General features: G+C 65.0%; 15 protein-coding genes. 1 reads left to right on the top strand and 14 read right to left on the bottom strand.

Translation table 11 applies throughout. The features are described 5' to 3' along the window. Nucleotides 1-264: 264 nt before the first annotated feature. On the bottom strand, nucleotides 265-2,007 hold the full coding sequence (argS, locus tag ACOMG5_RS04920; protein ID WP_420342674.1) for an arginine--tRNA ligase: 1,743 nt from the start codon (nucleotides 2,005-2,007) through the stop codon (nucleotides 265-267). Nucleotides 2,008-2,223: 216 nt separating this feature from the next. Here argS and ACOMG5_RS04915 point away from each other — a divergent pair, with 216 nt between their 5' ends. After that, nucleotides 2,224-3,738, top strand: a complete 1,515-nt coding sequence (locus ACOMG5_RS04915; RefSeq protein WP_420342673.1) for a DEAD/DEAH box helicase — start codon at nucleotides 2,224-2,226, stop codon at nucleotides 3,736-3,738. Nucleotides 3,739-4,376: 638 nt separating this feature from the next. Here ACOMG5_RS04915 and ACOMG5_RS04910 read toward each other — a convergent pair. From ACOMG5_RS04910 to nuoG, 13 genes are all read right to left on the bottom strand, one after another. Further along, nucleotides 4,377-6,002 (bottom strand): ribonuclease J, encoded by a 1,626-nt coding sequence (locus tag ACOMG5_RS04910; RefSeq protein WP_420342742.1) that lies wholly within the window; start codon nucleotides 6,000-6,002, stop codon nucleotides 4,377-4,379. A 47-nt stretch (nucleotides 6,003-6,049) separates the two neighbouring features. Continuing rightward, on the bottom strand, nucleotides 6,050-6,826 hold the full coding sequence (locus ACOMG5_RS04905; RefSeq protein WP_420342672.1) for a type III pantothenate kinase: 777 nt from the start codon (nucleotides 6,824-6,826) through the stop codon (nucleotides 6,050-6,052). Nucleotides 6,827-6,836: 10 nt separating this feature from the next. Next, nucleotides 6,837-7,586, bottom strand: coding sequence for a biotin--[acetyl-CoA-carboxylase] ligase (locus tag ACOMG5_RS04900; protein WP_420342741.1), 750 nt, complete (start codon nucleotides 7,584-7,586; stop codon nucleotides 6,837-6,839). A gap of 1 nt (nucleotide 7,587) precedes the next feature. Next, nucleotides 7,588-9,024 carry an NADH-quinone oxidoreductase subunit NuoN gene (gene nuoN, locus ACOMG5_RS04895; RefSeq protein WP_420342671.1) on the bottom strand — a complete coding sequence of 479 codons (1,437 nt, stop codon included), beginning with the start codon at nucleotides 9,022-9,024 and terminating at the stop codon, nucleotides 7,588-7,590. A 13-nt stretch (nucleotides 9,025-9,037) separates the two neighbouring features. Beyond that, on the bottom strand, nucleotides 9,038-10,570 hold the full coding sequence (locus tag ACOMG5_RS04890) for an NADH-quinone oxidoreductase subunit M (RefSeq protein ID WP_420342670.1): 1,533 nt from the start codon (nucleotides 10,568-10,570) through the stop codon (nucleotides 9,038-9,040). After that, nucleotides 10,570-12,663, bottom strand: a complete 2,094-nt coding sequence (gene nuoL, locus ACOMG5_RS04885; protein WP_420342669.1) for an NADH-quinone oxidoreductase subunit L — start codon at nucleotides 12,661-12,663, stop codon at nucleotides 10,570-10,572. The genes ACOMG5_RS04890 and nuoL overlap by 1 nt, the downstream gene beginning before the upstream one ends. A gap of 6 nt (nucleotides 12,664-12,669) precedes the next feature. Then, complete coding sequence (nuoK, locus tag ACOMG5_RS04880; RefSeq protein ID WP_420342668.1) at nucleotides 12,670-12,975, bottom strand: NADH-quinone oxidoreductase subunit NuoK; 306 nt, start codon at nucleotides 12,973-12,975, stop codon at nucleotides 12,670-12,672. Between the two features lie 96 nt (nucleotides 12,976-13,071). Beyond that, entirely contained in the window at nucleotides 13,072-13,674 is a 603-nt protein-coding gene (locus ACOMG5_RS04875) for an NADH-quinone oxidoreductase subunit J (RefSeq protein WP_420342667.1), read from the bottom strand. After that, the gene (locus tag ACOMG5_RS04870; RefSeq protein ID WP_420342666.1) at nucleotides 13,671-14,081 is read right to left on the bottom strand and encodes a carboxymuconolactone decarboxylase family protein; all 411 of its coding nucleotides are present in this window, start codon (nucleotides 14,079-14,081) and stop codon (nucleotides 13,671-13,673) included. Before ACOMG5_RS04870 ends, ACOMG5_RS04875 begins: the two co-directional genes overlap by 4 nt. Continuing rightward, entirely contained in the window at nucleotides 14,078-14,569 is a 492-nt protein-coding gene (gene nuoI / locus ACOMG5_RS04865; RefSeq protein ID WP_420342665.1) for an NADH-quinone oxidoreductase subunit NuoI, read from the bottom strand. Before nuoI ends, ACOMG5_RS04870 begins: the two co-directional genes overlap by 4 nt. Before the next feature lie 3 nt (nucleotides 14,570-14,572). After that, the gene (gene nuoH / locus ACOMG5_RS04860; RefSeq protein WP_420342664.1) at nucleotides 14,573-15,610 is read right to left on the bottom strand and encodes an NADH-quinone oxidoreductase subunit NuoH; all 1,038 of its coding nucleotides are present in this window, start codon (nucleotides 15,608-15,610) and stop codon (nucleotides 14,573-14,575) included. A 36-nt stretch (nucleotides 15,611-15,646) separates the two neighbouring features. Further along, nucleotides 15,647-16,039, bottom strand: a complete 393-nt coding sequence (locus ACOMG5_RS04855; RefSeq protein ID WP_420342663.1) for a hypothetical protein — start codon at nucleotides 16,037-16,039, stop codon at nucleotides 15,647-15,649. A gap of 4 nt (nucleotides 16,040-16,043) precedes the next feature. Beyond that, nucleotides 16,044-18,068 carry an NADH-quinone oxidoreductase subunit NuoG gene (gene nuoG / locus ACOMG5_RS04850; protein ID WP_420342662.1) on the bottom strand — a complete coding sequence of 675 codons (2,025 nt, stop codon included), beginning with the start codon at nucleotides 18,066-18,068 and terminating at the stop codon, nucleotides 16,044-16,046. Nucleotides 18,069-18,132 lie beyond the last annotated feature (64 nt).

Raw genomic sequence — 18,132 nt, 5'->3', positions numbered from 1 at the left:
TCGCGCGGATCACCGGAACCCCAGCCACATCGCGCACCGCAAGCTTGTAGCCCCAGACCACGACCCCGAGGATCAGCGCGACGGATGTGGCCGCGCCGGCCATATTGACCCAGCGGGACACGGGCTCCGCAAAGCTGCGCCCCTCCGGATCCCGCCCGGAGCCATAGCCACCCGGACCATAGCCGTCATCGCGGCCTTGTGTGCTGACCATGCTCGCCTCGCCGCCGTTTACCGGTCTCTGCCTCGATCCCGGGGCGGCGCGCTTCAGCGCATCTCTTCCGCCGGGGTCACGCCAAGAATACCAAGGCCCGCCGAAATGACAACCGCGCAGGCCGAAGCCAAGGCGATTTTCGCCGCCGTGATGTCGGAATTTTCCTGCACGAAGCGCAGCTGCGCCTCGTCATTGCCGCGATTCCACAGCGCATGCAGATCGGAGGCGATTTCATAGAGGAAGAAGGCCACCCGGTGCGGCTCGTTCGCGCGGGCGGCAATTTCCACCTGCCGCGGCCATTCCGCGATCTTCTTCGCGAGCGCGAGCTCCGCCTCATGGGTATTGCCGGAGAGATCCGCACGCGCGAGGGCAGCGGGCGTCACGTCCACGCCCTGCTCCGCCGCCTTGCGCAGCACCGAGCGCACCCGCGCATGGGCATATTGCACATAGAACACCGGATTGTCCTTGGATTGCTCCAGAACCTTGTCGAAGTCGAAATCCAGCGGCGCGTCGTTCTTGCGGGTCAGCATGTGGAAGCGCGTCACATCGGCGCCCGCCTGCTCCACCACGTCGCGCAGGGTCACGAAGGTGCCCGCGCGTTTGCTCATCTTGAAGGGCTCGCCGTTCTTGAACAGCTTCACCAGCTGGATCAGCTTGATATCGAGCGGCACCCGGTTGTTCGACAAAGCGGCCACCGCCGCCTTCATCCGCTTCACATAGCCGCCATGATCGGCGCCGAACACATCGATCAGCATATCGAAGCCGCGCTCGACCTTGTCGAAGTGATAGGCGATGTCGGGGGCGAAATAGGTCCAGCTACCGTCCGATTTCTGCACCGGGCGGTCAACGTCATCGCCAAACGCCGTGGAGCGGAACAGGGTCTGCTCGCGCTCTTCCCAATCCTCGGGCAGCTTGCCCTTCGGCGGCTCCAGAACGCCCTCGTAGATCAGACCCTGCGCCTTCAGCTGCGCCAGCGCCGCCTCGATCTTGCCGGTACCATAGAGCGCCTTTTCCGAGGAATAGACGTCCATCTTCACATTGAGGAGCGCCAGATCGCCGCGGATCATCTCCATCATCGCGGCGGTGGCGAATTCGCGCACCTCCGCCAGCCATTCGGCTTCGGGCCGCTCCAGCAGGCTCGCGCCATATTTCGCCTTCAGCGCCTCGCCGACGGGGATCAGGTAATCGCCCGGATAGAGCCCCTCGCGGATCTCGGGCTCGAGCCCGTTCGCCTCGCGGTAGCGCTCATAGGCCGAGCGCGCGAGCACGTTCACCTGCGCGCCGCCATCGTTGATGTAGTATTCGCGCGTCACCTCATAGCCCGCGAAGGCCAGGAGCGAGGCCAGCGCATCGCCGAAGACCGCGCCGCGGGTATGGCCCACATGCATCGGCCCGGTCGGGTTCGCCGACACATATTCCACATTGACCTTCACGCCCCGGCCGAGGCCCGAGCGGCCATATTCCACCCCTTCCGCCAGCGCAGCCCGGGTCACATCCGCCCAGACCGAAGGCGCGAGGCGCAGGTTCAGGAAGCCCGGGCCGGCCACTTCGGCCGCCACGATCCGCCCATCGGCCGCCAGCTTCGCGGCCAGCGCATCGGCAATATCGCGCGGCTTCACGCCGGCGGGCTTTGCCAGCACCATAGCGGCATTGGTGGCCATATCGCCATGCAGCGCGTCGCGCGGAGGCTCCACCGCGACGTTGGACATATCGAGCCCGGCGGGCAGCGCACCCTCGGCCACCATCTGATCCAGCGCGGCAATCACCGCCACGCGCATATCGGCAAACAGGTTCATTTTCGGCTTCCTCTGTTGCCTCTCCCCTGCCAGAGGGCGGGCGCGGCGTCAACCATCGCACCCCCCCGCCCGAAGAAACGGGCCAGTTTGTTGACGCGGCAAGGGTTTTGCAGTAGGGAACGCTGTGCCGCACCCCGGCGGCACTTCGCCCGGGACGCCCGGAGATTTGCGTCCCCCCACCTGCATGGAACCGATCCGTGCCGTATCAGGACGCAAATGACGAAATTTTCCGAGCTGAATCTTGACCCCGATGTGCTGAAGGCCGTGGCCGAAGCGGGATATGAGCAGCCCACGCCGATTCAGGAAGGGGCGATCCCCCCTGCCCTTGAAGGCCGCGATGTGCTGGGTATCGCCCAGACCGGCACCGGCAAGACCGCCTCCTTCACCCTGCCGATGATCACCCGGCTCGCAACCGGGCGCGCCCGCGCGCGGATGCCGCGCTCGCTGGTGCTCGCGCCCACGCGCGAACTGGCAGCCCAGGTCGCCGAGAACTTCGACGTCTATGCCAAATACACGAAGCTGACCAAGGCGCTCCTGATCGGGGGCGTGAGCTTTGGCGAGCAGGACAAGCTGATCGACCGCGGCGTCGATGTGCTGATCGCGACCCCGGGCCGGCTGCTCGACCATTTCGAGCGCGGCAAGCTGCTGCTCACCGGCGTGCAGATCATGGTGGTGGACGAAGCCGACCGCATGCTCGACATGGGCTTCATCCCGGATATCGAGCGGATCTTCCAGCTGACGCCCTTCACCCGGCAGACGCTGTTCTTCTCGGCCACGATGGCGCCCGAAATCGAGCGCATCACCAACACCTTCCTGCATGCGCCCGCACGGGTCGAGGTGGCCCGTCAGGCCACCACCTCCGACACGATCACGCAAAAGCTCGTGCAGATCACGCCGCCGCGCAAGGACCAGGCCGCCAAGGCGAAGCGCGAGCTGCTGCGCGCGCTGATCCAGGCCGAGGGCGAAGCCTGCACCAACGCGATCATCTTCTGCAACCGCAAGGTCGATGTGGATATCGTCGCGAAGTCGCTCAAGACGCACGGGTTCGATGCGGCGCCGATCCATGGCGATCTGGAGCAATCGCAGCGGATGCGCACGCTCGACGATTTCCGCGAGGGCAAACTGCAGCTGCTGGTGGCCTCCGACGTGGCCGCGCGCGGGCTGGACATTCCAGCGGTGAGCCATGTGTTCAACTACGACCTGCCCAGCCATGCGGAGGATTACGTCCACCGCATCGGCCGGACCGGGCGCGCCGGGCGCAAGGGCACGGCCTATTCGATCGCGACTCCCGCGGACGACAAGTATCTGAGCCAGATCGAGCATCTGGTGAAGATCGAGATCCCGCGCACCGAGACGCCGGAGGGCTTCACCCTCTCCGAGGCCGCGCATCGCGAGCCGAAGCAGTATGAAGACAAGGAGCGCCGCGGCGGTGGCCGGGGCCGCGGACGCGAGCGCGACAAGGATCGTGATCGCGACCGGGATCGGGATCGGGAGCGCCGCCGCCCGGAGCCCGCAGCCGCAGCCGTGGTCGAGGCCGAAGCGCCGATCCCGCTGCCCGAAGCGCCCCGCCGCGAGGAGCGCCGCGAGCGTCATCGCGGCCGCGACCGTGACGATGGCCCGGTGGTCGTCGGCATGGGCGACCATGTGCCCGATTTCCTGCTGCGCTCGTTCCGCCCGTCGAAGCCGGTGGAAGAGGTCGCCGAGGATGTGAGCGAGCCCTCCGAAGCCTGATCCGGCTTCGGACGCTCCCCCGCAGATGGAAAGGCCCCGCTCGCGCGACCGGGGCCTTTGCTATTAAGCTGCGCCAGTTCCCGGACAATCCTTGGGGAAATTTGGGTTACTGCCTGCGCCTGCTGCGCGGTTTCGATGGTGCTGAAGTGGACGACCGCGCGCGGCTGTCCGTCTCGGGCGGTGTGGGTAGGGGCGATAGATCGTTGGAAGGCGATCGGGCGGCCGACTCAAATCTTGGCCTGCGAGCCAGCGTCCGAGGCTTGCAAGTCGACGCGCCCCTACCTCAGAGACCCACAGAACCGCCCGATGAAAATCTTGGCTCGCAGCGACGGCACTGACGCCTCGTCGACCTCACCCGCCTCTTCCCGCCGCGATCGAAGATATCCGATGCGCCCTCGAGCAAGGCTTTCTTTCGGTGAAGTATCATCCCGGACGCACACCGCAGTCCGTTACCAGTTCCGACGCGGTGCGCGCCCGTCACGGCTTTCGGCGCCATGCGGGCTTTGACGCCCGCGTCGTGGTTTCAGCGCATCGACATTATCTGAAGTCTCCTCGTACCTAGAGACAAGGAGACTTCAGATCATCACTGCTTCACGGTCCGAATTTCAGGAACATGCTCCCCATTCGGATATTTGGTCCTATTCTGCCATCAGCCTCGACACGACGACGACGACCTCCGGCTTCTTGCCGATCTCCTCCATCGTCACCTGACGCGAAATCCGCCGCATCGCCTCATCGAGCTTCTCATCGGAGGCGATGATCTTCTCCGAAGCACGCTCCAGGAAATCGGCGAGCTCTTCTTCGATCTGCTTGGTCAGATCCATGCCGGTGCGGCCGCGGGTTGGGAGGCCGACCATCTCCACCCAGGGTTCACCAAGCGGCTGGTCGTCCTCGTCGATGATGACCGTGATCAGCACCTGCCCGTTCAGCGCCATCCGGATCCGGTCGCGCACGACACCATCCATCGAGCCGATCAGGACGGATCCATCGAGATAGGTCCGCCCGGCCTCGATATATTCCACGACGCGCGGCGCCTCGCCCGAGAGATCGAGCATGGTGCCGTTCGTCGCGACCTCGGCCGCGATCCCCTTCGCCCGCGCGATTTTTGCATGCTTGCGCAGGTGGCGGTGCTCGCCATGCATCGGGATCAGGATCTTCGGGCGCAGCAGGTCGTGCACCGCCTCCAGATCCGGCCGGTTGGCATGGCCCGAAACGTGGTAGAGGCCGCTGGTGTCGTCGAAGACATCGACGCCCATCTCCGAGAAATTGTTGATGATGCGGATCACCGGGCGCTCGTTGCCCGGAATCACCCGCGAGGAGAACAGGAAACTGTCGCCCGATTTCAGCTCCAGCCCGAGATATTTACCGCGGCTGAGCTGAGCGGTCGCGGCGCGGCGCTCGCCCTGCGATCCGGTCACCAGGAGCAGCAGGTTCTCGCGCGGGATTTCCAGCGCCTCTTCCGGGCTGACGGTGCCCGGCATCCCGGTGAGCACGCCGGTTTCCTCGGCTGCGGCGACCATCTTCTTCATCGCCCGGCCCAGCAGGCACACCGAACGGCCCGCCGCACGCCCGGCCTCGGCCAGCGTCTTCAGCCGCGCGATATTGGAGGCGAAGGTGGTCGCGACCACCATCCCCTTCTGCGCCGCGATGAAATCGCGCAGCGGCTCGGCCAGCGTCGCCTCCGACCGCCCCGGATTGGGCGAGAACACGTTGGTGGAATCGCACACCAGCACCTTCACCCCGCCCGCCTCATGCGCGATCTCGTGCCAGAGCAGCGGATCGAAGGGCTCGCCCACGATCGGATTGCCGTCGAGCTTGAAATCCCCCGTATGCACCACGCGCCCGGCCGGGCTGTCGATCAGCAGCGCGGAGCTTTCCGGGATCGAATGGCTCAGCGGCACGAACTGGACCTTGAACGGGCCGGCCTCGATCACCTGCGGGCGCGGCTCCACCACGGTGACGGTATCCGACGGATGGCCCGCCTCCTCGAGCTTCATCGTGCCGATCCGGGCGGTGAACTTGCGCGCATAGACCGGCTTGCGCAGCCGCGGCCACCAATGCGGCAGCGCGCCGATATGGTCCTCATGCGCATGGGTGATGAAGATCGCGTCGATCCGGTCGACGTTCTCCTCCAGCCAGGCGAGATCGGCCATGATCAGATCGACGCCCGGGGTCGTGTCCATGTCTGGGAAGGTCACGCCCAGATCGACCACGATCAGCCGCTCCTTACCCTCCGGCCCGTAGCCATAGACATAGGCGTTCATGCCGATTTCACCGGCGCCCCCGAGAGGAAGATAGATCAGACGGTCGCTCACGCACCCAGCCCCTTGTTATAATCGTGGATGAGCCGCAGCCCATGAATCGTCAGGTCGTCCTCCACCCGGTCGAACAGGTCGAAGCCCTGGTCGAACAGTGGTGCGAGCCCGCCCGTCGCGATAACCCGCATCGGCCGGTCCCGTTCCAGGCGGATCTGGCGCACGATACCTTCGACAAGCCCGATATAGCCCCAATAAACGCCTGCTTGAATACATGCCACGGTATTCGTTCCAATAACCTTATCAGGAAGCGTAATGTCCACATGTGGCAGGGCTGCCGCCGCCATGTGCAGCGCTTCGAGGCTCAGGTTCACGCCGGGCGCGATGACGCCGCCGATATAGGCGCCATCGTCATCGACCACATCGAAGGTCGTGGCGGTGCCGAAATCCACTACGATCAGATTGCCTCCATGGCGGGCGAAGCCTGCGACGGTATTCACCAGACGGTCGGGCCCGACCGTGGTGCCCGCATCCACACGCGGCGCCACCGGCAATTCGCAGCCGGGCTTGCCCACCACCAGCGGGCGGCAATCGTAATAGCGGTTGCACAGCACGCGCAGGTTGAACACCACGCGCGGCACGGTCGAGGAAATGATCGCCTCGTTGATCTTAGCGGTCAGCCCCTCCAGCCGCATCAGCCCGGTCAGCCAGACGAAATACTCATCCGCCGTGCGGCGGTGATCGGTGGCGATGCGCCAGGTGGCGGTGAAATCCGTCCCGTCCCAGATCGAGAACACGGTATTGGTATTGCCGCAGTCGATGCACAGAAGCATGGCGCCCCCCTCAGAAGAACACATCCGCCGCAGCGATGGCGCGCGGCCCGGCAGCGGTGCGCAGGATCATCGCGCCGGTATCGTCGATGGTCTCGAAAATGCCCTCGGTGACTTCCTGCCCGGTTCGCGCGGTGAGCGGCTGGCCGAGGCGCGCGGCGCGCGCGAGCCAGGCCTCGCGGATCGGGCCGAAGCCATAGGTTTCGTACTGGCGGGACCAGCGATCGAAGGCCATCGCCAGCGGCGACAGGAAATCCTCGGGTGCGATTCTTATCCCGGTCTCGCCAAGGAGGCTCACCGGATGGACGGCGCCCGGCTCGACCCGGGCCGCGGGCGGCGCGGCGGCGAGGTTCACCCCGATCCCGATCGCGAGGCTCGCCGTCTGGCGGCCCTGCCCCACGCTTTCGAGGAGGATCCCGGCGATCTTGCCGCCATTGAGCAGAACGTCGTTCGGCCATTTGATCGAGAGCCGCGCATGCGGGCCCCCGACCAGCGCCAGCGCCTCCTCCAGCGCGAGCGAGGAGACGAAGGTATAGAGCGCCGCTTCCGGCAGCGTCACCTTCGGGCGGAACAGCAGCGTGGCCGAGAAATTGCCCGGCGGCATCTGCCAGGCCCGGCCGCGGCGGCCGCGGGCGGCCGTCTGTTCGCGCGCCAGAATCCAAGCAGGCCCCGCGAGATGCGGGGCCAGACGGGCCGCTTCGGACATGGTGCTGTCTACCGACCCGAGGACGTGGCGTGCCACCCCCTCGGGCCAGGCGGTCAGGTCAATGGACAAGGGCCGCAGCCGCCGCCTGCGCGGCGCCCTCGATGCCGAACAGGTTCACCGCGCCCGCCACCATCACGATCGCCGAGGCGACGAGCAGCACCCATTGCACCACCGGCATCCGGGTTTCGAGCGGCTCGCTCTCGGCGCCAAAGTACATGTAGAACACGATGCGCAGGTAGTAGAACGCCGCGATCACCGACGCGATCACGCCCAGCACCGCGACCCAGCTGTAGCCCGCGACCAGCGCCGAGCGGATCACCGCGAATTTCGCGAAGAAGCCCAGCATCGGCGGCACGCCCGCCAGCGAGAAGAAGATGACGAGCAGCGCCAGCGCCTTCACCGGCTCGGCCTTGGAGAGCATGTTCAGCGCGGAAATGTCGGTCACCGGCTGCCCATCACGCTCCATCGCCAGGATGAAGGAGAACACGCCGACGTTCATCACCACATAGATGGTCATGTACACGAGCATCGCCTCGACGCCCTGCGCATTGCCCGCGAGCAGGCCGAGGAGCGCGAAGCCCATGTGCGAGATCGACGAATAGGCCATCAGCCGCTTGATGTTGCGCTGGCCGATCCCGGCGACGGCGCCGACGAACATCGACAGCACCGCGACGAGGGCGATCACCTGGGTCCAGTCGCCCGGCACATTGCCGAAAGCATCGAACATCAGCCGTGCGATCAGCGCCATCGCGGCCATTTTCGGCGCGGTGGCGAAGAAGGCGGTGATCGGCGTGGGCGAGCCTTCATACACATCGGGCGTCCACATGTGGAACGGCACGGCGGAGACCTTGAACGCGAGGCCTGCGATCATGAAGACAAGGCCGAACAGCACGCCGACCGGCAGATGCCCGTCCTGCACCACGGTGATGATACCGGCGAAATCGGTGGTGCCGGCGAAGCCATAGGTGAGCGAGGCGCCGTAGAGCAGCAGGCCCGAGCTGAGCGAGCCCAGCACGAAGTATTTGAGGCCCGCCTCCGAGGAGCGCTCGGAATCGCGGCGCAGCGCCGCCACGACATAGAGCGCGAGCGACATCAGCTCGAGGCCCAGATAGAGCGACATCAGATCGCCCGCCGAGACCATCATCATCATCCCGATCACCGCCAGCACGACGAGGATCGGGAATTCGAAGCGCAGCAGGCCGCGGCGGTTCATGTAATCCGCGCTGGTCGCCATCACGGCGGCGGCCGAGATCAGCGTCACCACCTTGGCGAAGCGGGCGAAGGCGTCATCGATGAAAAGGCCGCCGAAGGCCGTGCGCGTGGCGCCGCCCGCCCCGACCCAGAGCCCCACCAGCAGCAGCACCGCCACCGTCACCCAGAGCACCGGAACGGCCACCTTGTCCTTGCCGGTCCAGACGCCGAAGAGCAGTGCTGCCATCGCATAGATGGCCAGCACGAACTCCGGCAGGACCGTGGAGAAATCCGCAGAGGTCATGGTCGTTTCTCCCTCAGTGACCGGCCACGGCGGCAACCGCCGGCAGGCTGGCATTGTAGTTCTCGATCAGATGGGCGACCGAAGGCCCGATCAGGTCGGTGACGATCCAGGGGCAGATGCCGAGGACCAGCGTGGCGGCCACGAGCGGGGCGAAGATCGCCTTTTCGCGCGCGGTCATGTCGTTGATGGTCTTCAGGCTTTCCTTCAGCAGCTCGCCGAAGACCACCCGGCGGTAGAGCCAGAGCGCATAGGCGGCCGAGAAGATGACCCCCGAAGTGGCGACCAGCGCGACCCAGGTGTTCTTCTGGAAGGTGCCCATCAGCGTCAGGAATTCGCCGACGAAACCGGAGGTGCCCGGCAGGCCCACGTTCGCCATGGTGAAGAACAGGAACACCATCGCATAGCGCGGCATCCGGTTCACCAGGCCACCATAGGCCGCGATTTCGCGGGTGTGCATCCGATCGTAGATCACGCCGACGCAGAGGAACAGCGCGCCAGAGACGAAGCCGTGGCTCAGCATCTGGAAGATCGCGCCGTCGATGCCCTGCTGGTTCGCGGCGAAGATCCCCATCGTCACATAGCCCATGTGGGCGACAGACGAATAGGCGATCAGCTTCTTCATGTCTTCCTGCACCAGCGCCACGAGCGAGGTGTAGACGATCGCGATCGCAGACATCCAGAACACCAGCCCCGACATCACCTCCGAGCCCACCGGGAACATCGGCAGCGAGAAGCGCAGGAAGCCATAGCCGCCCATCTTCAGCATCACCGCCGCCAGCAGCACCGAGGCCGCCGTGGGCGCCTGAACGTGCGCATCGGGGAGCCAGGTATGCACCGGCCACATCGGCATCTTCACCGCGAAGGAGGCGAAGAAGGCGAGGAACAGCAGCGTCTGCATCCCGCCCAGGATGTGGATGCCGAGGAGCGAGAAGCTCTCCGTCGGGAATTTGGTGACCATCAGCGTCGGAATGTCGGTCGTGCCGGCGTGCAGGTACATCCAGATCATCGCCACCAGCATCAGCACCGAGCCGAGGAAGGTGTAGAGGAAGAACTTGAACGAGGCGTAGATCCGGTCCTTGCCGCCCCAGATCCCGATGATCAGGAACATCGGGATCAGCCCGGCTTCGAAGAACAGGTAGAACAGCACCAGATCGAGCGCGGTGAACACCCCGATCATTAGCCCTTCGAGCACCAGGAAGGCGATCATGTATTCCTTGACGCGCTTGTCCACGTCCCAGGCCGAGGCGATCGTCAGCGGCATCAGGAAGGTGGTCAGAAGCACGAACAGGATCGAGATCCCGTCCACGCCCATCTTGTAGCGCAGGCCCATGATCCAGGCGTGATCTTCGACGAACTGGAACCCGGGGTTCGCGGGATCGAAGCCCGCGAGCAGGAACAGCGAGATCAGGAAGGTGACCGTGGTGGCCGTCAGGGCGAACCATTTCGCCCCGCGATCCGCAGCGGGCGAGCCGCCGCGCTGCACGAGCGCGAGGATTGCGGCCGCAACCAGGGGGACGAAAGTGATGATGGAAAGAAGGTTTTCCATTAGTGCGTACCCCCGGCCAGGACGACCCAGAACATCAGGACGACGATGCCGATGACCATGGCGAAAGCGTAGTGGAACAGATAGCCGGACTGCATCCGGCCCGCGAGCCGGGTCAGGCTCGGGACGATCCCGAGCGCGACCCCGTTGATGGCGCCGTCGATGGTATTGCCATCACCCTTCTTCCACAGCAGCCGGCCGAGACATTGGGCGGGCTTCACGAAGATAACGTTGTAGATCTCGTCGAAGTACCACTTGTTCAGCAGGAACTGGTAAAGAGCGGGTTGGGCGCGCGCCAGACGCACCGGCAGCGAGGTGTCCTTGATGTAGAACAGCCAGGACACGATGAAGCCGAGCAGCATCGCGACGAAGGGCGAGACCTTGACCCAGGCCGGGGCATGGTGCGCCTCTTCCATCACATGATTGTCGGCGCCCATGTAGATCGCCCCCTGCGGCGCGTCGCCCACGGCGTGGGTCTCGGCAGCGGCATGGGTTTCGGCGGGCGCTTCGGTGGTGGCATGCGCGGTCGTCTCGGCCGCGGGAGCGGCTTCGGAGGATTCCGCGTGATGCTCCGGCATGCCGAAGAAGCTCAGCACCTTGGCATGGTCGCCGAAGAAGCTGTTGTACCACAGCATCCCCGAGAACACCGCGCCGAGCGCCAGCGCGCCGAGCGGGATCAGCATGACCATCGGGCTCTCATGCGCATGCTCATGCGTGTGATGATCGCCGCGCTCCTTGCCGTAGAAGGTCATGAACATCAGCCGCCAGGAGTAGAAGGAGGTGAAGCCCGCGGCGATCACCAGCATCCAGAAGGCATAGGGCACACCCGAGGCATAGGCGCTCTCGATCACCGCATCCTTCGACAGGAAGCCCGCGAAGCCGATATGGGTGAGCGGGATGCCGACACCGGTGATGGCCAGCGTGCCCAGCATCATCGCCCAGAAGGTCAGCGGGATCTTCTTGCGCAGGGCGCCGTAGTTGCGCATGTCCTGCTCGTGGTGCATCGCATGGATCACCGAGCCCGCGCCGAGGAACAGCATCGCCTTGAAGAAGGCGTGGGTCAGCAGGTGGAACATCGCGACCGAATAGACGCCCGCGCCCGCGGCCACGAACATGTAGCCCAGCTGCGAACAGGTCGAATAGGCGATCACGCGCTTGATGTCGTTCTGCACGAGGCCGACCGTCGCCGCGAAGAAGGCGGTGGTGGCACCGATGTAGATGATGATCAGCTTCGCTTCCGTCGCATATTCATAGAGCGGCGACATCCGGCTCACCAGCACGACCCCGGCGGTGACCATGGTCGCGGCGTGGATCAGCGCCGACACCGGGGTCGGGCCTTCCATCGCGTCCGGCAGCCAGGTGTGCAGCAGGAGCTGCGCCGATTTGCCCATCGCGCCCACGAACAGCAGGAAGCCGATCAGGTTCACCGCGTTCCAGTCGCGCCACAGGAAATGCAGCGAGGTTTCGGTATTGGCCGGCACCCAGGCGAAGATCGCGTCGAACTCGAGCGAGCCCACCAGATAGTAGAGCGCGAACATGCCGAGCAGGAAGCCGAAGTCCCCAACACGGTTCACCACGAAGGCCTTGATCGCCGCCGCGCCCGCCGACTGCTTCTTGTAGTAGAAGCCGATCAGCAGATAGGACGCGAGGCCCACGCCTTCCCAGCCGAAGAACATCTGGAACAGGTTGTCCGCAGTGACCAGCGACAGCATCATGAAGGTGAAGAGCGACAGATAGGCGAAGAAGCGCGCCTTGTAATGCTCGTGATGGTCCCAGGCCGAGTCATGCGCCATGTAGCCGAAGCTGTAGAGATGCACGAGCGCCGAGACCGTGGTGACCACGATCAGCATGATCGCGGTGAGCCGGTCGATGCGGATGCCCCAGCTCAGATCCAGCGTGCCGGACTGGATGAAGTCCAGCAGGTGGATGTGGCGGGTGACGCCGTCGAAGCCGAGGAAGGTGATCCAGCTGAGCGCGCAGGCGAGGAACAGCAGCGCCGTGCACAGCACCTGGGCGCCCTTCTCGCCGATCACGCGCCAGCCGAAGCCGCCGACGATCGCCCCCAGAAGAGGGGCCAGAAGAATGATCGTTTCCATGCGCCCTTATCCCTTCATCACGTTGACGTCTTCCACCGCGATCGAGCCGCGGTTGCGGAAGAAGACCACGAGGATCGCGAGGCCGATCGCCGCCTCGGCTGCCGCCACGGTGAGCACGAACATGGTGAAGATCTGCCCCACGAGATCGCCCGCGAAGCTCGAGAAGGCCACCAGGTTGATATTCACCGCCAGCAGGATCAGCTCGATCGACATCAGGATGACGATCACGTTCTTCCGGTTGACGAAGATCCCGAAAATGCCGGTGACGAACAGAACCGCCGCCACGCCCAGATAATGTTCAAGTCCGATCATTGCCGGCCCCTCGCGTTTTCATCGCCTTGTTCTTTCTTGTCGTCCCGATCACGGTGCTGCACGCCGCGATCGCTGTAGCCGAGCTTGCGAAAACCATCACAGCCCCTGCCCCGGTTTGACATCGACCAGCTCCAGCGCCTTTTTGGGGTCGCGGTGCATCTGCGCGATGACGTTCTGGCGGCGCACATCGGTACGGTGGCGCAGGGTCAGCAGGATCGCGCCGATCATGGCCACGAGCAGGATCAGGCCCGCCGCCTCGAACAGGTAGAGGTACTGGTCATAGATCACGAGGCCGAGCGCCTTGGTGTTGTGGATCCCTTCGGGCACCGGCGCCTTGTGCAGCGCGGCCGAGCCTTCGGCCGCATGCCAGCCGCCGAAGCCGATCCCGAGCTGCAGCAGCAGCACCACCGCCATCAGCAGGCCGAGCGGCATGTAGCGCACCAGTTCCCCCTTCAGCGCGGCGAAATCGACGTCGAGCATCATCACCACGAAAAGGAACAGAACCGCGACAGCGCCGACATAAACGATGATCAGCAGCATCGCGACGAATTCGGCACCCAGCAGAACGAATAGCCCAGAAGCCGACAGGAAGGTCAGGATCAGCCACAACACCGAATGCACGGGGTTCTTCGACATCACCACCATGAACCCCGCGACCGCCGCGATCACGGCAAACAGGTAGAATGCAAACACCATCATGTGTTTTCCCCCGATTTCTCGTCAAAGACCGACTGCGCGATTTCCAGCGCGCGGGTCATGGCGGGAACCCCGCCGAACATGCTCATCTGAAAGATCACCTCGGCGATCTCGCGCTGCGTGGCGCCGGCCTCGAGCGCATGGCGGATGGTGAGCCGCAGCTGCGCATCCGCCTGCGCGCCCAGCACGGTGAGCGCCGCGATGGTGATCAGAAGCCGCGTGCGGGCATCGAGCCCCTCGCGGTTGAAAGTCTTGCCGAACCACATCTCCATCATGTCCTTGGACATGGTGGGGATGAATTTCTCGAAGCTGACGGGGCTGAACCGTTCCAAAGCCGGGTTGAACAGGCGGGCCATCTCGGCCCCCTGCTCCATCATCGCGCTGAACAGTTTCGAGAAATCCTCACTCATCTGTAGGGCGCATCCAGCTCGAGGTTGCGGGCAATTTCGGATTCCCAGCGGGCGCCGTTATCGAGCAGCTTTTCCTTGTCGTAGAACAGCTCTTCGCGGGTCTCGGTGGCGAATTCGAAGTTCGGGCCTTCGACGATCGCATCCACCGGGCAGGCTTCCTGGCAGAAGCCGCAATAGATGCATTTCGTCATGTCGATGTCGTAGCGCGTGGTGCGGCGCGAGCCGTCCTCGCGCGGTTCGGCATCAATGGTGATCGCCTGGGCCGGGCAGATCGCTTCGCACAGCTTGCACGCGATGCAGCGCTCTTCGCCGTTCGGATAGCGGCGCAGCGCATGCTCGCCGCGGAAGCGCGGGCTGAGCGGCCCCTTTTCATGCGGATAGTTCAGCGTGGGCTTCGGCTTGAAGAAATACTTCATGCCGACGCCGAAGCCCTTCATGAAGTCCCACAGGACGAAGTATTTCGCGGCGCGGCCGTAATCGAACGCCATGGATCAGCCCCCCATCGTGAAGCGGGCCCAGAAGGCGCCGAACACTTCGAATTTTGCAAGGAACGCCACCAGCACCACCCAGGCCAGCGACAGCGGCAGGAACACCTTCCAGCCGATCCGCATCAGCTGGTCGTAGCGGTAGCGCGGCACGATCGCCTTGACCATCGCGAAGACGAAGAAGCACAGCACCATCTTCACGAAGAACCACAGCACGCCATCCGGGATGCCCGGGATCGGGCTCAGCCAGCCGCCGAGGAACAGCAGCGAGATCAGCGCGCACATTAGCCACACGGCCATGAGTTCGCCGATCATGAACAGCAGGAAGGGCGTCGAGGAATATTCGACCTGATAGCCCGCGACGAGCTCGGATTCCGCTTCCGGAAGGTCGAACGGCGGGCGGTTGGTTTCGGCCAGCGCCGAGACGAAGAACAGCACCACCATCGGCAGGTGCGGCAGCCAGTACCAGCCGAAGATGCCATAGGGCGTCTTCTGCGCCTCGACGATGGCGCCGAAGTTCATCGAGCCGGTGGAGATGATCACCCCGATGATGATCAGGCCGATCGAGACTTCATAGGAGATCATCTGCGCGGCGGAGCGCAGCGAGCCGAGGAACGGGTATTTCGAGTTCGACGCCCAGCCCCCCATGATGATCCCGTAGACCTCCAGCGAGGAGACCGCGAAGATATAGAGGATCGCTATATTGAGATCCGACACCACCCAGCCCGGGTTGAACGGGATCACCGCCCAGGCGATCACCGGCAGGATGAAGCTGAGCATCGGCGCCAGGAAATACACCGGCTTGTCGGCGCCCGCGGGGACGACGATTTCCTTGACGATATATTTCAGGAAGTCCGCGAAGCTTTGCAGCAGGCCGAAGGGGCCGACCACGTTCGGGCCGCGGCGGATCTGGACCGCAGCCCAGATCTTGCGGTCAGCATACATGAGGAAGGCCAGGCAGACCAACATGCAAACCGTGACCAGAAGGCACTGGCCCAGGATCAGCAGGAATGTGCCCAGGGGTGTCGCCAGAAACTCAGCCATTTTGTCCCTCTGACCGCTTTGTCTTCAACCGCATCTTCATACCGTCGGTATTCCCTTGGCCGCGCAGGCGCGGGCCGTGGCGCTGGCCGGAACGGGATTGCCCGCCACCGGCCGCTCGCGCGAGATCAAATAAACCGCATCGGCCCGCCAGGTGCCGAAGCTTTTCTGTGTCGTCATCCGGATCGGCCGGGCATAGGCCGCCCCCCGCGCAAGCGCAAGGCGCGCTGCGGCGCATCCTGCATAGGCCGTAACCGCCGATCCCTCCGCCGCGCCCGACAGCGCCACGCGGATTTCGGCGAGGCCATCGTCCAGCATCCGGGTCTCGATCCCCTCATAGCGGATCCCCGCGCCTTCGGCCGGCGCACAGGCCGCCAGCCCGGCCAGAAGGCCGGGGACGATCCGTTGCGCCTGGGCGAGGGTGCGGGTCATGCGCTCACTCCGCCGCCAGAGCCGTGCCATCGGCGCGCGCTTTCGCCAGCGCCGAGCATTCCGCCATCACCACCGAGGCGCGCGCGATCGGGTTGGTGAAGTAGAAATCCGACACGGCATGGCGGAAGCTGGCCTGGCCCATGTCGCGCGGGGCGACCGGGGTCCAGCCATTGTCGATGACGTGATCGACTTCGGCCAGATGCGGCACCGCCGCCACCAGCGCGCGGCGCAGGCCCGCCAGCGTATCCCAGGGCTGCACCGCGCCGAGCTCGGCCGACAGCGCCCGCAGGATCGCCCAGTTTTCCTTGGCCTCGCCCGGCGCGAAACCGGCGCGGAACGCGAGCTGCGGCCGGCCCTCGGTGTTCACGAAGAGGCCGTTTTCCTCGGTATAGGCGGCGCCCGGCAGGATGATGTCGGCGCGGTTGGCGCCGCGGTCGCCATGGCTGCCCTGATAGATCACGAACGGCCCGCCCTCGGAGCGCGGGGCAATCTCCACCTCGTCGGCGCCGAGGTTGTAGATCACCTCCACGCCCTCGACCGCCGCCAGTAGACCGCCTTCGGTCACCGCGCCCACATCGAGCGCCCCGACCCGGCCCGCCGCCGTATGCAGCACGAGATATTTGCCGCCGAGCTTGCCCGCGAGCGCCATCGCATGCGCGATCACCGCCTCGCCATCGGCCTCCGAAACAGCGCCCTGCCCGAGGATGACCAGCGCGCCCTCGGTGACCTCGGCCTCCGCCACGGCCTTCACGAGCGCCGCGCGGTCGTTGCCGAGCGAGACATAATCATAGGTCAGATCCGCATCCGGCCCGATCACGGTGACCTTGGCGCCATTCGCCCAAGCCTTGCGGATCCGCGCATTCAGCACCGGCGCCTCGTTGCGCGGGTTGGTACCGATCAGGATGATCTGCTTCGCATTGTCCACATCGGCAATCGCCGCATTGCCCACATAGGCCGAACGGTTGCCCGCTGGCAGCCGCGCGCCATCGGTGCGGCATTCGACCGAACCGCCAAGCCCCTCGACCAGCTGCTTCAGGCTGAACGCGGCCTCGGCCGGAGCCAGATCGCCCACCAGCCCGAGCACCTTCTTCCCCTTCAGCGCGGCGGCCGCGGCGGCCAGCGCCTCGCCCCAGCCCGCCTTCCGCAGGCGGCCATTCTCGCGGATATAGGGGCTGTCGAGCCGCTGACGGCGCAGGCCGTCCCAGATGAACCGGGTCTTGTCGGAAATCCATTCTTCGTTCACCGCGTCGTTGTTGCGCGGCAGGATCCGCATCACTTCGCGGCCCTTGGTGTCGATCCGGATGTTGCTGCCGAGCGCATCCATCACGTCGATGCTCTCGGTCTTGGTCAGCTCCCACGGACGCGCGGTGAAGGCATAGGGTTTTGACGTCAGCGCGCCCACCGGGCACAGATCGATGATGTTGCCCTGCATGTTGCTGTCGAGCGTCATGTTCAGATACGAGGTGATTTCCGCATCCTCGCCGCGCCCGGTCTGGCCCATCTGGGTGATGCCCGCGACTTCGGTGGTGAAGCGCACGCAGCGGGTGCAGGAGATGCAGCGCGTCATGCAGGTGGAAACGAGCGGCCCGAGGTTCAGGTTGTCCGACGCGCGCTTCACTTCGCGGTAGCGGCTGAAATCCACGCCATAGGCCATCGCCTGGTCCTGCAGGTCGCATTCGCCGCCCTGGTCGCAGATCGGGCAATCGAGCGGGTGGTTGATGAGCAGGAACTCCATCACCCCCTCGCGGGCCTTCTTCACCATCGGCGAATTGGTCTTGATCACCGAAGGCTCGCCGTTCGGGCCCGGGCGCAGGTCCTTGATCTGCATCGCGCAGGAGGCGGTGGGCTTCGGCGGCCCGCCGACGACCTCGACCAGACACATCCGGCAGTTGCCCGCGATGGAGAGCCGCTCGTGGTAGCAGAAGCGCGGCACTTCGATGCCCGCCTGCTCACAGGCCTGGATGAGGGTCAGGTTCGGATCAACCTCGACCTCGTGGCCGTCGATGATGATTTTGCGAAGGTTCGACATGATCTGACCTGCTCAGTTGCCAAGACGGGACGAACCCGCCGGGTGTTCACCACGGGCGGCGCCC

This window comes from Paenirhodobacter sp., assembly GCF_041916475.1.
GTDB lineage: Bacteria > Pseudomonadota > Alphaproteobacteria > Rhodobacterales > Rhodobacteraceae > Rhodobacter.
The sequence above is the reverse complement of the archived record's forward strand: the minus strand, read 5'-3'. Positions and strand labels throughout refer to the sequence as shown.

Coding starts and splice junctions, on each gene's coding strand:
- ACOMG5_RS04910 (WP_420342742.1), bottom strand. CDS start 6,002: ATGAACGCCTATGTCTATGGCTACGGGCCGGAGGGTAAGGAGCGGCTG.
- argS (WP_420342674.1), bottom strand. CDS start 2,007: ATGAACCTGTTTGCCGATATGCGCGTGGCGGTGATTGCCGCGCTGGAT.
- ACOMG5_RS04870 (WP_420342666.1), bottom strand. CDS start 14,081: ATGAGTGAGGATTTCTCGAAACTGTTCAGCGCGATGATGGAGCAGGGG.
- ACOMG5_RS04905 (WP_420342672.1), bottom strand. CDS start 6,826: ATGCTTCTGTGCATCGACTGCGGCAATACCAATACCGTGTTCTCGATC.
- ACOMG5_RS04915 (WP_420342673.1), top strand. CDS start 2,224: ATGACGAAATTTTCCGAGCTGAATCTTGACCCCGATGTGCTGAAGGCC.
- ACOMG5_RS04890 (WP_420342670.1), bottom strand. CDS start 10,570: ATGGAAAACCTTCTTTCCATCATCACTTTCGTCCCCCTGGTTGCGGCC.
- ACOMG5_RS04875 (WP_420342667.1), bottom strand. CDS start 13,674: ATGATGGTGTTTGCATTCTACCTGTTTGCCGTGATCGCGGCGGTCGCG.
- nuoL (WP_420342669.1), bottom strand. CDS start 12,663: ATGGAAACGATCATTCTTCTGGCCCCTCTTCTGGGGGCGATCGTCGGC.
- nuoI (WP_420342665.1), bottom strand. CDS start 14,569: ATGGCGTTCGATTACGGCCGCGCCGCGAAATACTTCGTCCTGTGGGAC.
- nuoG (WP_420342662.1), bottom strand. CDS start 18,068: ATGTCGAACCTTCGCAAAATCATCATCGACGGCCACGAGGTCGAGGTT.
- nuoN (WP_420342671.1), bottom strand. CDS start 9,024: ATGACCTCTGCGGATTTCTCCACGGTCCTGCCGGAGTTCGTGCTGGCC.
- nuoH (WP_420342664.1), bottom strand. CDS start 15,610: ATGGCTGAGTTTCTGGCGACACCCCTGGGCACATTCCTGCTGATCCTG.
- ACOMG5_RS04855 (WP_420342663.1), bottom strand. CDS start 16,039: ATGACCCGCACCCTCGCCCAGGCGCAACGGATCGTCCCCGGCCTTCTG.
- nuoK (WP_420342668.1), bottom strand. CDS start 12,975: ATGATCGGACTTGAACATTATCTGGGCGTGGCGGCGGTTCTGTTCGTC.